The sequence below is a fragment of the Lutimaribacter degradans genome (assembly GCF_023703375.1).
GTDB classification, from domain to species: Bacteria; Pseudomonadota; Alphaproteobacteria; order Rhodobacterales; family Rhodobacteraceae; genus Lutimaribacter; species Lutimaribacter degradans.
The window spans coordinates 99427-112992 of the sequence record NZ_JAMQGO010000009.1; the positions used below are offsets into that span (position 1 = coordinate 99427).

Annotated in this window: 14 protein-coding genes; 3 read left to right on the top strand and 11 right to left on the bottom strand. The window is 62.7% G+C overall.

Annotation, left to right across the window (positions count from 1 at the left end; genetic code table 11):
- The first annotated feature begins 1 nt into the window (after window position 1).
- Entirely contained in the window at window positions 2–862 is an 861-nt protein-coding gene (locus M8744_RS13400) for a fumarylacetoacetate hydrolase family protein (RefSeq protein WP_251418599.1), read from the top strand.
- Window positions 859–1659, top strand: a complete 801-nt coding sequence (gene hpaH / locus M8744_RS13405) for a 2-oxo-hept-4-ene-1,7-dioate hydratase (protein WP_251418601.1) — start codon at window positions 859–861, stop codon at window positions 1657–1659. The genes M8744_RS13400 and hpaH overlap by 4 nt, the downstream gene beginning before the upstream one ends.
- 108 nt (window positions 1660–1767) lie before the next feature.
- Here the strand turns inward: hpaH and M8744_RS13410 are convergent, their stop codons facing one another.
- From M8744_RS13410 to M8744_RS13455, 10 genes are all read right to left on the bottom strand, one after another.
- A complete protein-coding gene (locus tag M8744_RS13410) occupies window positions 1768–2649 on the bottom strand; it encodes an alpha/beta hydrolase (RefSeq protein ID WP_251418603.1) in 882 nt (293 codons plus the stop codon).
- Window positions 2646–3449 (bottom strand): aspartate dehydrogenase, encoded by an 804-nt coding sequence (locus M8744_RS13415; protein ID WP_251418605.1) that lies wholly within the window; start codon window positions 3447–3449, stop codon window positions 2646–2648. Before M8744_RS13415 ends, M8744_RS13410 begins: the two co-directional genes overlap by 4 nt.
- Window positions 3436–4137 carry an ABC transporter ATP-binding protein gene (locus M8744_RS13420; RefSeq protein WP_251418607.1) on the bottom strand — a complete coding sequence of 234 codons (702 nt, stop codon included), beginning with the start codon at window positions 4135–4137 and terminating at the stop codon, window positions 3436–3438. The genes M8744_RS13415 and M8744_RS13420 overlap by 14 nt, the downstream gene beginning before the upstream one ends.
- Window positions 4137–4886, bottom strand: a complete 750-nt coding sequence (locus M8744_RS13425; RefSeq protein WP_251418609.1) for an ABC transporter ATP-binding protein — start codon at window positions 4884–4886, stop codon at window positions 4137–4139. The genes M8744_RS13420 and M8744_RS13425 overlap by 1 nt, the downstream gene beginning before the upstream one ends.
- Window positions 4883–5854, bottom strand: coding sequence for a branched-chain amino acid ABC transporter permease (locus M8744_RS13430; protein ID WP_251418611.1), 972 nt, complete (start codon window positions 5852–5854; stop codon window positions 4883–4885). The genes M8744_RS13425 and M8744_RS13430 overlap by 4 nt, the downstream gene beginning before the upstream one ends.
- A 3-nt stretch (window positions 5855–5857) precedes the next feature.
- A complete protein-coding gene (locus M8744_RS13435; RefSeq protein ID WP_251418613.1) occupies window positions 5858–6772 on the bottom strand; it encodes a branched-chain amino acid ABC transporter permease in 915 nt (304 codons plus the stop codon).
- Between the two features lie 71 nt (window positions 6773–6843).
- Window positions 6844–8010, bottom strand: coding sequence for an ABC transporter substrate-binding protein (locus tag M8744_RS13440; RefSeq protein WP_251418615.1), 1167 nt, complete (start codon window positions 8008–8010; stop codon window positions 6844–6846).
- A 109-nt stretch (window positions 8011–8119) separates the two neighbouring features.
- On the bottom strand, window positions 8120–8671 hold the full coding sequence (locus M8744_RS13445) for a 3-hydroxyanthranilate 3,4-dioxygenase (RefSeq protein ID WP_251418617.1): 552 nt from the start codon (window positions 8669–8671) through the stop codon (window positions 8120–8122).
- A 51-nt stretch (window positions 8672–8722) separates the two neighbouring features.
- The gene (locus M8744_RS13450) at window positions 8723–9676 is read right to left on the bottom strand and encodes a dihydrodipicolinate synthase family protein (protein ID WP_251418619.1); all 954 of its coding nucleotides are present in this window, start codon (window positions 9674–9676) and stop codon (window positions 8723–8725) included.
- On the bottom strand, window positions 9673–11871 hold the full coding sequence (locus tag M8744_RS13455; RefSeq protein WP_251418621.1) for a xanthine dehydrogenase family protein molybdopterin-binding subunit: 2199 nt from the start codon (window positions 11869–11871) through the stop codon (window positions 9673–9675). Before M8744_RS13455 ends, M8744_RS13450 begins: the two co-directional genes overlap by 4 nt.
- Window positions 11872–11953: 82 nt before the next feature.
- On the opposite strand from M8744_RS13455, the gene M8744_RS13460 reads away from it, so the two are divergent.
- Window positions 11954–12844: a LysR family transcriptional regulator gene (locus tag M8744_RS13460; RefSeq protein ID WP_251418623.1), complete on the top strand. Its 891-nt coding sequence runs from the start codon at window positions 11954–11956 to the stop codon at window positions 12842–12844.
- Here the strand turns inward: M8744_RS13460 and M8744_RS13465 are convergent.
- Window positions 12841–13563, bottom strand: a complete 723-nt coding sequence (locus M8744_RS13465) for an SDR family NAD(P)-dependent oxidoreductase (protein ID WP_251418625.1) — start codon at window positions 13561–13563, stop codon at window positions 12841–12843. The genes M8744_RS13460 and M8744_RS13465 overlap by 4 nt on opposite strands.
- Between the last annotated feature and the right edge of the window lie 3 nt (window positions 13564–13566).

Here is a 13566-nt window from a genome sequence, read left to right on the forward strand (position 1 = left end):
CATGACGCGCATTGCAACCGTGGAAACCGATGAGGGCACGCTTTACGGCGCGATCACCAACGACGGCTTCGTGGCCCTGTCGCCCGACCACCCCGAATGGCCCACGCTGCGCGAGTTGATCGCGGCCGACGCCCTGGCCCGCCTGGCCGACGAGGCGCAGGGCCGCGCGCCCACGCATACGCCCAACGAGTATCGCTATCTGCCGCCGATCCCTGCACCGGAAAAGATCATCTGCGTCGGCGTGAATTTTCCCGACCGCAACGCCGAATACAAGGATGGCAGCGACCAGCCGAAATTCATGTCGTTATTCCCGCGCTTTCCACGCAGCTTTACCGGCCATGACCGCCCGCTGATACGCCCGCCGGAAAACCATACGCTGGATTACGAAGGCGAGGTCGCCATCATCATCGGCAAGGGCGGGCGCCGCATCGCGGCCGAGAATGCGTATGACCATATCGCCGCCCTGACACTGGCCAACGAAGGCACCATTCGTGATTGGGTGCGCCACGCCAAGTTCAACGTCACGCAAGGCAAGAACTGGGACAGTTCCGGCGCCCTTGGCCCGTGGCTGGTGCCCTTCACCGACGCCGCGCAGCTTGACGATGCGCGCATCGTCACCCGCGTGAACGGCGAGGTGCGGCAGGATGATACGCTGGACCGCATGATGTTTCCGGTACGCCAGGAGATCGCCTACATCAGCACCTTTACCACGCTGGTGCCCGGCGACATTATCATCACGGGCACTCCAACCGGCGCGGGTGCGCGGTTCGATCCGCCGCGCTACCTGCAACCCGGTGACGTGGTCGAGGTCGAGGCCACCGGCATAGGCACCCTGCGCAACACGGTCGAGGACGAGGCATGACACCGCTTGAAATCGAACAGGCCGCCGAAACCCTGTGGCAGGCCGAACAGACCGGGCAACAATGCCCGATGCTGTCATCGACCTATCCGGGCATGACGATGGACGACGCCTATGCCATTCAGGCCGCGCTTATCAACAGGCGGCAACAGGCTGGTCATTCCCTTATTGGATGGAAAATCGGCCTGACCAGCAAGGCGATGCAATACGCGCTGAATATCGACATTCCAGACAGCGGCGTGTTGATGGATGACATGGCGTTCCCAGACGGTGCAACCGTGCCCGCAGGCCGTTTCATACAGCCGCGCATCGAGGCCGAGATTGCCTTTGTCATGAAGGCACCGCTGGCCGGCAGCGACGTTTCGCGCAATGACGTTATCGCGGCGACAGACTACGTGGCCCCGTCGATCGAAATTCTGGATACGCGCGTGCAACGCAGCGACCCGTCCACCGGCAAGACCCGCGCTATCACCGACACGATCGGTGACAACGCCGCCAATGCGGGCATCGTCATGGGGCGGCAGCGCCACGCGGTCGATGCGCATGATCTGCGCTGGGTCGGCGCAATTGTCAGCCGCAACAGCGAGGTCGAGGAAACCGGGCTTGGCGCCGGCGTGCTGAACGACCCCGTTGAAGCGATTATGTGGCTGGCCCGCCGGATGGAGCAATACGGCCAGCGGATCGAAGCGGGGCAGGTCATCCTGTCGGGCAGCTTCATCCGCCCCGTGGAATGCCCGCCGGGCGCTCGTATCGACGCCGATTTCGGAAACTTTGGCAGCGTGCAAATCGCCTTTGCATGATCGTGGGAAATCCTTTTTCAAAGGATTTCGGGAAAAGTTTTCCTAGAAACTCTTCCTAGCCGGTCACATGCGGCACAGTTGGCATCATGATCGCGCCTTGTCTAACGCCTATGCTTCGTGGTGCGCCCCGGTTTCACCGATCATCTGCAACAGCGCAGCAGAAAGTGCGCTTTGATCCGAGCACAGGTCCAGAATGACATCGAAATGATTTCGCTGCGGTATCACCATGTGGCTTACCGGGTGGCCCGCGTCTGACCATGCGCGGGCGTAGGCTTGGGACTGGCGGACAAAGCCCGGCGCCTCATGTTCGGCCAGGGCCACGACCATCGGGCAGCTTACAGCCGGTACATGGCGCATCGGGCTGGTGGCATCCAGTTCCGCGTCGGTCAGGTTCAGCCACTCTTGCGGATGGCCCCGTGCGAGGGGCGACAACTCGAACAGGCCACTTATCGGCATCGCGCCGGCAAGCACCTGCTCGGGCAGGTCATGCGCCGCCTGCCATCCATCCGCTGCAAGGCAGGCCGCCAGATGCCCGCCTGCCGAACTGCCAACGGCGAATATGCGGCGGCGGTCGATGCCCAGGTCTGCTGCGTTGTGCCAGACATACGCCAGTGCCGCGCGCACTTGGCGAGTGATTTCCGAAAGCGAGACGGCAGGCGCCAAGGTATAATCGGGCACAACCGTTGCCACGCCCCGCGCGGCCAGCATCGGGGCCATGAACCGAGAATGCGCGCGCGACAGGGCCCGCCAATATCCGCCATGCACGAAAATGACGGCGGGCCGCCCGTCGCCGCCGGCGCCCAGCACGTCGAGCTTTTCGCCGCACGGGTCATAGACCACGCCCGCGTGCTCCATGAAAAGGGCTGCCGCCTGATCCGAGAACCGCGAATAATCGGCGATGATGTCCTGGAACGCGGCTTCGCTGACGGTCGAACGGGCGTTGTAATCCTCGTCGATCTGCGCGCGATCAAGGGTTGCATCAAGCGTCATATCACCAGTGTCCTCACGCGGTTTTCGATAAGCCGGACAATATTCAGCGCGGTCATCGCGCTGGATTTGGGGTTGCCGGGCAGTGGCGCGTTTTCGATATCCATGGTCATGCGGCCGAACGCGCCCGCCGCCTCGATGCGGTGGGTGTTGGCGGTCGCGCCCGGATCTGCCACCAGCGCAAGCTGCGTGCGATCAAGCCCCAGGCCGGCCAATGACGATATGACGGCTACGTTGGCATTCTTCGGAAAACGGTCAGCCGCCTCGCGTGCGGTGCCCCGAAAAAAGGTTATCACTTCGGTCAACCCGTGCAGGTCGCACAGCGTTTCGGCCTCGGTGCCGGCCCAGGCGCCGGCGGGCTTGGTCACGACATGGGTCACGTGATCAAGCCCCATGGTCGCAGCAGCCGCCAAGGCATCGATGCCACCCAGAGCACCGGGCGGCACCAGGATTTGCGCCCCATTTGCCTGCGCCGTGCCCTGCATCCGCGCCAGCAACGCGTCATCGACAAAGGCCGAGGTCGAAGACACAGCGAAATCGGCCCCTGCCTGCAAAGCCGCCATTCCCCAGGGTTCGACCGAGGCACGGCCTGCCGCCTCGACAACCAGCGTCGCCCCCATTGCGGCCAGCGCCGCGGGGTCATCGATCAAGGCCGACCCGTCGGGTACTGAACGCGGGCGCGTTGCATCGGACACAGCTACCGCGACGATGCGGGCAGTCGGCAGGCGGTCGGTCAGCAACCGGACCACCTCGGACCCGATAGCGCCAAGGCCTACCAGGGCAATCCGCTCAGATGCCGACATAGCCGTGCACTGTATCGGCGTCGCGCGCCAGGTCGGTGCTGTCGCCCGTCCAGACCACGTTGCCCTTTTCAAGGATGTAATGCCGGTCGGCCAAGCGCTTGAGAACGTTGATATTCTTATCGATCAACAAGATCGACTGCCCCTGCGCCTTGAGTTGCTCGACCACGTGCCAGATCTCGGCCCGGATCACAGGGGCCAGCCCCTCGGTCGCTTCGTCCAGTATCAACAGCTTGGGATTGGTCATCAGCGCGCGCCCCACGGCCAGCATCTGCTGTTCGCCGCCCGACAGGGTGCCGGCCATCTGGCCTGCCCGCTCTTTCATCCGTGGGAACAGCTCGTAAACCTTGTCCAGCGTCCAGGGATCAGCACGCTTTAGGCGGTTGGCGGCCGTGGCCACCAGGTTTTCGCGTACCGTCAGCGTCGGGAAAACCTGCCGCCCCTCGGGCACCAACCCGGCCCCCAACCGCGCCACACGCTCGGGCGCGGCGCCGTGGATATCTTGCCCATCAAACACGATCCGGCCACCGCGCGGGCCCAGCAGCCCCATGATACTGCGTACCGTGGTGGTCTTGCCCATGCCGTTGCGGCCCATGAGTGTGACCAGTTCACCATCATTGACCTGCAAGGATACGCCGAACAGCACCTGCGCGTGCCCGTATCCGGCCTGCAACCCGTCGACTGTCAGCATCACGCGTCCTCCGTTCCCAGGTACGCCTCGCGGACGCGGGGGTCGCCGCGCACCTCGTCGGCCGTGCCGGTCATGATGATCTGGCCATAGACCAGCACGCTGATCCGGTCGGCCAACGCAAAGACCGCCTCCATGTCATGTTCGACCAGCAGCATCGAGACCTCGCCATGCAGCCCCCTGAGCGTTTCGATCATCTGCCCTGTTTCCACGTGTCCAAGCCCGGCCATCGGCTCGTCCAGCAGCAAGAGACGCGGCTGGGTAGCCAGCGCCATGATCAGTTCGAGCTGCTTTTTTTCACCATGGCTCAGGTCTGCGACCCTGGCATCGCGCCGGTCATCCAGCAGACTTCCCGACAGCAGGTGGGCTGTCTCTTCCCAAACCGATTTACGGCCCGCGACATTGTCAAAGACACGGAAATTCCCACCATCGCGAGCCTGCACGGCCAGCCCGACATTTTCGCGCACGGTGAACTCTTCAAGCAGGCTGGTCACCTGGAACGTCCGGCCCAACCCCAGGTCGACCCGGTCGGGCGCGGCCATGTGGCTGATGTCGCGCCCCGCCAGGTGGATCATGCCGTCATCCTGGCGCAATTCGCCGCAAAGCTGGTTTATCAAGGTCGATTTGCCCGCACCGTTCGGCCCGATCAGGGCGTGGATCTCGCCGGTATGGACATCCAGAGTGACATTGTCGGTGGCCACCAGCCCGCCAAAGCGTTTCTGCAACCCCTCGATACGCAGGATCTCGGTCATTGGCGGCCCCCTCTCAACCGGTCGATCATCCCAAGGATGCCCCCCTTGGTGAAAAGCACCACGAACAACAGGATGATGCCGAGGCCCAACTGCCAGTGTTCCGTCCAGTCGGCCAGGTAGAACTCAAGGATAAGGAAGGCCGCCGCGCCAAGGATCGGGCCGAAAAAGGTGCCCAGCCCACCTAGGATCACCATGATGATCAACTCGCCTGACTTGGTCCAATGCATCATGTCGGGGCTGGTAAATCGCAGGAAATTGGCCATCAGCGCCCCGGCCAGCCCCGCGCCCATACCCGCCAGAACAAAGGCATACAGTTTGTAGCGGAAGGTGGCGATGCCCATCGCCTCCATCCGGCGCTCGTTCTGGCGGATGCCTTTCAGCACCTGCCCGAAGGACGAGTTCACCACCCGCCACATCCACGCAAAGTAAAGCACCGCGACGACAAGGATCACGTAGTAAACGGTGGTCTTGTCACGCATGTTCAGGCCCGGCACCTCGTTCGAGCGGCGGATGATGATACCGTCCTCGCCGCCATAGGCGGTGAGCGACACGAACAGGAAGAATATCATCTGCGCAAATGCCAGGGTGATCATGATGAACTGAATACCCCCGGTGCGCAGGCTGAGCGCACCGATGACCAAGGCCGCAAAGCCCGACAACAGCATCGCCGCAGGCAAGGTGATCAACAACTGGTTGCTGCCCGGAAACAGGCCGAAAATCGGCACCTCGGACATCCAGTGCGAATAGAGGATGCCAACCACGTAGGCCCCCACCCCGAAATAGGCCGCATGGCCGAAAGACACCATGCCGCCATACCCCAGGATCAGGTTCAGGCTGGCCGCAGCCATCGCGTATATCAGGATACGCGCCGACAGGGTCTGCAACGCGTTTTGCCCCAATAGGTCGGCGGCCAAGGGCATCAGCGCGAAAATGGCGAGCAGAACGACGGCCAGGATCAATTTGCGCATGGCCTAGCCCCCCGCCGCGAAAAGGCCCTTGGGCCGTATCAGAAGAACGATTGCCATAAGCAGGAAAATTCCCATCGACGAAATTGACGAGCCGAGTGCATCAGCATCAGATGGAGCCATGAACCCGCGTAGAATGGTGGGGAGGAAGGCGCGCAACATCGTATCCACGACACCCAGCCCGATACCCGCGACGAACGCCCCCTTGATCGACCCGACGCCGCCAATCACCACGACGACGAATGTGGCCAGCAATATCTCTTCGCCCATACCAACCTGCACCGCCAGGATCGGCCCCGTCATGTAGCCTGCAAGCCCCGCCAGCAGTGCGCCAAGGCCAAAGACCACCGTGTAAAGCAGCCGCACGTCCACACCCAGCGCACGCACCATCTCGCGGTGGGTCGATCCCGCGCGCACCAACATTCCGATGCGCGTGCGGTTGATCAGGAAATACAGGCCCACCGCCACCAACAGACCGACCGAGATGATCATCAGCCGATAGGGTGGATAGAACAGCCCCGGAATGATCTCGATCGAGCCGTAAAAGACCTCGGGCAACGGTGTGAAAATCGGCTGCCGGCCAAAGATCAGAACGATCAACTGGTTGAAGATCAGGATCAGCGCGAAGGTGGCCAGCACCTGGTCCAGGTGGTCGCGGGCGTATAGTTTTCGGATCACCGTCGCCTCGACGACCAGCCCGACCAGCCCGGCAATCAGCAGGGCCGCGGGGATACCCGGCCAGAAACTGTCCGCCTGCGTGGCGACCCAGGTACCGGCAAAGGCCCCAACCATGTAAAGCGATCCATGCGCCAGGTTGATCACCCCCATGATCCCGAAGATCAGGGTCAGGCCAGCGGCCAGAAGAAACAACATGACGCCGTATTGCAGCCCGTTCAAAAGCTGCTCTAGGAACAGGATCATACCCGTCTCCTGCGTGCAATTTCGTGGGTGGGACGAAAGAAGCCCCGGCCAAGGCGGCCGAGGCCATCAGGTTACATTTCGCACTGCGCGGCGTAGGCATCGCCGTAATTTTCCAGCAGCACTTCCTTGGTCACCGCAACGGGCTTACCATCATCGCCGGCCACGATATCCAGCTGGTACCAGTTATGCACCGGGTGCTGGTTGGGGCCGAAGGCAAATTCACCCCGCACCGAGTCGAAGTCGGCCTTTCGGATTGCCTCGCGCAGGGCATCGATATCGTCAACGCCACCGGTTTCGCGCAAGGCCGAGGCGATCAGCAACCCCGTGTCATAGCCTTGGCTGGCATAGTAGGTGATCGGCCGATCGTAGGTTTCGTTCCACGCGGCAACGAACGCCTTGTTGGACTCGTTGTCGAAATCATAGTTCCAGTGGGCTGTTGCGGTGATGCCGATGGCAGCGTCCCCAACGGCATTCAACACGACGGCATCGGTCGAAGGTTCGGACAGGACCATGGGGATATTCCCCAAAAGACCCGCCTGCTGATACTGGCGCAAAAAGGCAATACCCATGCCACCGGGGTGGAACTGGAACACCACCTCCGGATCGACAGAGCGGATCTGCGCCATTTCGGCCGAGTAATCGGTCTGACCCAACTGGGTATAGATTTCGGAGACTTCGCCTTCGAACGTCCGCTTGAAGCCTTCGATTGCGTCCTTACCCGCCTGGTAGTTGGGCGCCAATGCCATGGCGTTTGTATATCCAAGCTTTTTCGCCGCAGCGCCCGCCGCCTCGTGCAGGGCGTCGTTTTGCCAGCTGACGACAAAGTAATTCTCGTGGCAGCCTTTGCCGGCCAGGTTGGACGGGCCGGCATTGGGGCTGATATAGATCGCGCCGTTATCCACGATCTCGGGGACAGTGGCGCCGGCGACGTTGGAAAAGATGATGCCGGTCAGCAAGGTCATGCCTTCGTCATTCATGAACTTGTCGGCGATCTGACGGCCATTGCCGGGCTTCAGGCCGTCATCTTCGACCACCAGTTCAACCGGAACGCCGCCCAGCTTGCCGCCTTCCATGTCGATGGCCAGTTGCAGGCCGTCGCGCACATCCTGGCCCAGGTAACCCGCCGGGCCACTGAGCGTGGTGATAACGCCGATCTTGACCGCGTCTTCGGCCAATGCCGGGGCCGCGCTGGCAAAGGCCGCCAGCACTGATGCCTTCATGACAGATGTCAGTTTCATTCCAGTCTCCCTGTTTTCCGGGCCTTTTTGGCCCTGATCTTTTCGGGGATGATTCCCCGATTTTTAATTGAAGCCTAAAGTATCGCGGCTTTATTTCAATCCTGAACTATCAGTCCAGCTTGACCCAGCCCTCGGGTGGCTCCTTGCCCGGATGCACCACGCCGCAATTGGGGCAGGTGCGGGCCTCTTCGTCAGCGTAAAACGCCTGGTAGATCGGCGGCAGATCATCCACGATCGACACCAGGTCAACCTCGGCCCGGTGAACGCGTGCGTTACATTCGAAGCAATACCATTCGATGGCGTCCAACGCACCCTCGGGGCGTTTGGGTTCGATCACCAGGCCAACCGAGCCCTCCTGCGGGCGTTGAGGGCTATGGCGCACATGCGGGGGCAACAGGAACACGTCACCCTCGCGGATCGGCACATCGTAGAACTCACCGTTTTGGGTATCGTGGATCTTCAGCAGCATGTCACCCTTGAGTTGGTAAAAAAACTCTTCCACCGGGTCATCATGGTAATCGGTGCGCTTGTTGGGTCCGCCCACGACCGTCACCATCAGGTCGCTATCCTCGAACACCATCTTGTTGCCGACCGGCGGTTTCAGCAGGTGCTGATGCTCGTCGATCCAGTTCTTGAAATTGAACGCGGCCAAGCGGCTCATTTGTCATCTCCCCATTGGTTCAGGTCAGTCTTGCACAGTCTTTCGCGGCTGTCACATTTTCAGGCCACAGGCATCGAACGCCGCGCGGGTGGCGGCCTTTTCATCCTCGGTCAGGGCCAGGATCGGGGGGCGCACATGGCCGCCCGTCTGCCCCAGCAGATCCTGCCAGTATTTCTGATGCGCGTGCGGCTTTTCAGCGGGGCGGGTCGATTTCAACGCATCCCGCACCGGCTGCAAACTGGCCGAGATCTTGCGCGCCTCGTCGGCCCGCCCGGCAAATGCCAGGTCGGTATATTCCTTCATGCGGCGGTCATTCGCCGTCTGGATCAGGTAGGGGGGCGAGGAACACAGGTAGAGCTGCCAGTTCAGCTCAAGGATATTGTCCAGCCACTCCTCTTCGCTGGCGGTCGATACCAGGATCTTGTCGCCCGCCAGTTCGGTCAGCCGCGTATACATATCGCGCGGCACCGAATACTTGATGGCAACCACGGTTTCGATCTCGGCAAGCCGCGCGCATAATTCGGGGCTCATGAGGTAGCCGCTGTCAGGATGCGACCACAGCGCGATGCCGATATCCACCTTGCTGGCAATCGTTTCGTAGTAGCGGATCAGGGTTTCATCCTGTTGTTTCAGGAAATGCAGCACAGGCGCGTGAACGACGATGTAATCGGCGCCACATTCCTGTGCGTGGCGGGCCAGGTCGATCACCACATCCATGTTCTGATCGGAACAGGACATGATCGTTTGTGCGCGGTCGCCCGCACATTCCACCGCCAGATCGAAACATCGCTTTCGTTCCTCGACCGACATCGAGAAGAACTCGCCCTGCTTGCCGGCGACGAAAAAGCCGTCGATGCCCAGGTCGTCGATCCAGTGATCGATGTTGGCGCGAAATCCCTCCTCATCCATCGCCCCATCGGCGCGGAAGGGCATCAGGGCAGCGGCCCATATGCCGCGCATCGTGGCGCGGGAATGGGATTTGGCATCTTTACGAGAATATTTCATGGCAACTCCTCGGGGCAATGAATGGCACGCCACAGCATCTCAGAGGTGGCGGGGATCGGCAGGTCACGACTGGTGAAGGGGCGCACCGCATCCTGCAGAGCGTTCAGAACAGCGGGCGGTATGGCAATACAACCGGCCTCGCCCACGCCCTTGACGCCCAGCGGGTTGGCCGCGCTTGGCGTCGGGCATTTTTCCAACTGCACCGTGGCGGGCATATCTGTGGCGCGCGGCACGGCGTAGTCCATCAGGCTGCCGGTCAGCAATTGCCCGTCCTCGTCATAAACCATCCGCTCGGACAGAACGCAGCCCAGACCCTGTGCCAGACCGCCCCACAACTGCCCCTCGACCAGCAGAGGGTTGATAACCCGGCCCGCATCATCGACCCAGACAATTCGTTCAATCTCCGGCTGGCCGGTATCACTGTCGATGGCCACCTGCGCAAAGGCCGCGCCGCTGGCCCATGCCTCGTGCGGGGCGGTAAAGGTTTCGCTGGCCGTGCGGGCGCCTTCGGGCAGGCGCGCGGCGATGGCGGCCCAATCACATACCGCGCCGTTTGCTGATGCGCCGCACGGAACGGTCGCCAGGTCATTCACCCCCAATGCCTCGGCAATCTGGGTGCGCAGTTTTTCTGCCGCAAGCCGCATCGCGCTGCCGCCGATCGCAGTTGAGCGGCTTGCCAACGCACCAATGCCATTGGGCAAATCGGCGGTATCTCCCTCGGCCACTTCGACCAGATCGGGGGGCACGCCGATGGAATCGGCCACGATCTGCGCCCAGGCGGTTTGCCGCCCCTGTCCCTGCGCCGAACTGCCAGTATGGGCAACGAAATGCCCCTGCGGCGAAAGCGAAATGCGTGCGGTTTCCCAGCCTTGCCCACAAGGTTCGATGTAAAGCGCAAGACCCAGGCCCACGATTTCTCCCGCCGCGCGCCGACGAGCCTGTTGTGTGCGCAAGTCGGCGTAACCGGCAGCCTGCTCCAACTGCGCCAGCAACGCGGGGTAATCCCCGGCATCGCGCCACTCGCCGGTGACGCCCCGCGCCGCCAGGTTGCCGGGTTGCACCACGTTGCGACGACGCATTTCCAGCGGATCGAGCCCCAGTGCGTCGGCCGCCTTGTCCATCAACCGTTCCATCAGCATCGCCGCCTCGGGCCGGCCCGCACCGCGATAGATGTTGACCGCAGCCCCCGCCGTGGGGCGCACCGACAAATCGGCCTGAACCGCGCCCACATCATAGGGCCCCGGCAAGATCCGGCCTGCATTGCGGGGTGGGGCGTAGGCCGAATAGGGCGTCCAATGGCCCAGGCGCCAGTCAAGATGTGCCGCAAGCCCCGCCAGACGCCCCTGTGCATCCACAGACAGCGCACCGTCGAGCCGGGCACCACGCCCCTGCGTTGCGGCCATGAAATCATCCGACCGGGCCGCAACCCATTTGACGGGTTGCCCCAGATCATTTGCGGCCAAGGCAACCATCACGTCCTCGGGATAGACCGAGGCCTTGCCGCCAAAGGCTCCACCGACGTCAGGCGCGATCACCTGCACCTTTTCCGTGGCCATCCCGAGGATGCGCGCGATGTCGTCGCGCCCGCGAAACGGGGTTTGCGTCGACATCCAGATACGCAGCCCATCACCCGAAGGTTCGGCCAGGCAGGCGCGCGGCTCCAACGCCATGGGGGCGACCAACGCGTGGTCGTGCCGGGCCTCGACAGTCAGCGCAGCGGTGCGCTCCCGCCCACCTTGCCAGGAGGCCGTCGGTATCGGTTTCGCGGTTTCCGGGCTGTCCTCGATCTCCAGCATGATAGCTTCGATCGCGTCCAACGCGGCATCGGGCGTCTGGGCGACAACTGCCGCGACCGGCTGCCCGACCGCGCGCACCTTGCCCGCGGCCAGAACGTCGAATGGCCGGGCAAAGGCGTCTACGATCAACATGTTGACGGCCTGCGCACCGTGCAGGGTCAGGTCATCATGGCCATAAACGGCCCGCACCCCGGGCATGGCGCGCGCGTCCTCCAGGTCCAGTTCGGCAATTCGTCCGCCCGCCACTGGACTGCGCAGGAATGCCAGGTGCAGGCACCCTTCCGGCAACAGATCACCGACGAACCGCCCCTGCCCACGCAAAAGCGCAGGGTCTTCGCGGCGGGGCATTGCCTGCCCCGTCCATGCCACGGTCTTTGTGGTGGTGTCTCCGCTGTCCATTATGACATTAGGCCAAAGCGCGTTTCATAGGGCAACTGGGACATGATTTATAAATTGATAATAATAATGATATGAATTGGGCATGAACATTACGCTCAGACAGATCGAAGCCTTTCGCGCCGTGGCCGAGCTTGCCAGCTTTTCGCGCGCCGCCGAACGTCTTGGCACGTCGCAGCCCGCGCTGTCGCAGGTCATCCGCGATCTTGAAACTGCCGTCGGCGTGCGTCTGTTTGACCGCACCACGCGCCGGGTCGACCTGACCGAGGCCGGGCATATCTTTGCCGCATCGGCGCTGACCGCGCTCGACGGTATCGCCCGGGCGGTGACGGACGTTCAGGACATGGGGCACTTGCGCCGGGGCACCGTGCGTGTTGCCGCCCCGCCGCTGCTGGCTGCAACGGCTCTGCCGCAAGCCGTGGCCAAGGTGGCAAAAACCCATCCCGGCCTGACGGTCAAGATCGCCGACCTGGGAACCGACGCGATCGTGGCACAGGTCAGGACCGGCCAGGCCGATCTGGGCCTTGGCACCTTTCCGCCGGGGGCGGACGGGTTGGACCGCGTGCCCGTTTTGCAAGACGAGTTGATGGTATTCACCCACGACCACTGCAACGGCGAGGCAAGAACATGGGCGGGATTGTCGGATGCTCCTCTGATCACGCTGACCCGTGAAAGCGGCATTCGCTTGCTGACCGAGGTTGGATTTGAAACCGCAAAGGCCCCATTGCGCCCGACCTACGAGGTTCACCAGGTCGGAACGGCGCTGGCGCTGGTTTCCGCCGGGCTGGGCCACGCGGTCCTGCCAGCCTATGCCCGCGCCGCGGTTGGCGCGCGCCCAATAAAGGCCGTACCCCTGACGGATCCGGTCATAGCACGCGAGATCACCCTGATCACCGCGCGCGACCGGGCGCCATCACCTGCCACCATCGCAGTGCGCGGCATCATTCGGCAGGTTCTGCGCAGAATTGTCGGTTAAAGGCTGATCGTGCCCACGCTGGCTCCGCCACAGACATACAGAACCTGCCCGGTGACAAAGCTGTTTTCCGGCGCGCAAAAGAACAGGAACGCGTTTGACACGTCACGCGTGGTGCCCAGCCTGCCCACGGGGATGCGTGTGGCCAGTTCTGCCTCGCGGTCTGACCCCTTGGGGACGATACCCCAGAAATTGTCGGTCTGGATCGGGCCCGGCGCGACGACGTTGACAGTGATGCCATGCGGGGCCAGTTCCAGCGCCCAGGTGCGGGCCATGCCGATCATGCCGGCCTTGGTCGCCGAATAGGCGGTGCGCGTGGGCACGCCCAGGGCCGCACGCGAGCCGTTGAACAACACCCGGCCAAAGCCCCGTTCCTTCATGCCCGGCACCACGGCCTGCAAAAGCGTCAACGCCGCGCCCAAATGCAGTTGTGCCAGCCCGGTGATATCGGCCGGCGAGGCCTCTTCCACCAGGTTCGGCCAGATCAACCCGGCATTGTGGATAAGGTGCGTCACGCCGCGCCCAGGCAATTGCGCCGCAACCTCGGCGACAGCTTGCGCATCCAGCAGGTCGACGGGCATCGTTTCAAGCCGGTCATGGGTAAAGCCGGGCGCGTTGCGCGACAGGTTGATCACGCGATATCCTTGGTCAAGCAGACGCTGCGCCAAGTCTAACCCGATGCCTTTTGAAGCGCCGGTAATAACGGCGGTATGGTCAGTCATGCG

Coding starts and splice junctions, on each gene's coding strand:
- M8744_RS13410 (WP_251418603.1), bottom strand. CDS start 2,649: ATGACGCTTGATGCAACCCTTGATCGCGCGCAGATCGACGAGGATTAC.
- M8744_RS13415 (WP_251418605.1), bottom strand. CDS start 3,449: ATGTCGGCATCTGAGCGGATTGCCCTGGTAGGCCTTGGCGCTATCGGG.
- M8744_RS13430 (WP_251418611.1), bottom strand. CDS start 5,854: ATGCGCAAATTGATCCTGGCCGTCGTTCTGCTCGCCATTTTCGCGCTG.
- M8744_RS13460 (WP_251418623.1), top strand. CDS start 11,954: ATGAACATTACGCTCAGACAGATCGAAGCCTTTCGCGCCGTGGCCGAG.
- M8744_RS13455 (WP_251418621.1), bottom strand. CDS start 11,871: ATGGACAGCGGAGACACCACCACAAAGACCGTGGCATGGACGGGGCAG.
- M8744_RS13465 (WP_251418625.1), bottom strand. CDS start 13,563: ATGACTGACCATACCGCCGTTATTACCGGCGCTTCAAAAGGCATCGGG.
- hpaH (WP_251418601.1), top strand. CDS start 859: ATGACACCGCTTGAAATCGAACAGGCCGCCGAAACCCTGTGGCAGGCC.
- M8744_RS13420 (WP_251418607.1), bottom strand. CDS start 4,137: ATGCTGACAGTCGACGGGTTGCAGGCCGGATACGGGCACGCGCAGGTG.
- M8744_RS13440 (WP_251418615.1), bottom strand. CDS start 8,010: ATGAAACTGACATCTGTCATGAAGGCATCAGTGCTGGCGGCCTTTGCC.
- M8744_RS13445 (WP_251418617.1), bottom strand. CDS start 8,671: ATGAGCCGCTTGGCCGCGTTCAATTTCAAGAACTGGATCGACGAGCAT.
- M8744_RS13400 (WP_251418599.1), top strand. CDS start 2: ATGACGCGCATTGCAACCGTGGAAACCGATGAGGGCACGCTTTACGGC.
- M8744_RS13450 (WP_251418619.1), bottom strand. CDS start 9,676: ATGAAATATTCTCGTAAAGATGCCAAATCCCATTCCCGCGCCACGATG.
- M8744_RS13425 (WP_251418609.1), bottom strand. CDS start 4,886: ATGACCGAGATCCTGCGTATCGAGGGGTTGCAGAAACGCTTTGGCGGG.
- M8744_RS13435 (WP_251418613.1), bottom strand. CDS start 6,772: ATGATCCTGTTCCTAGAGCAGCTTTTGAACGGGCTGCAATACGGCGTC.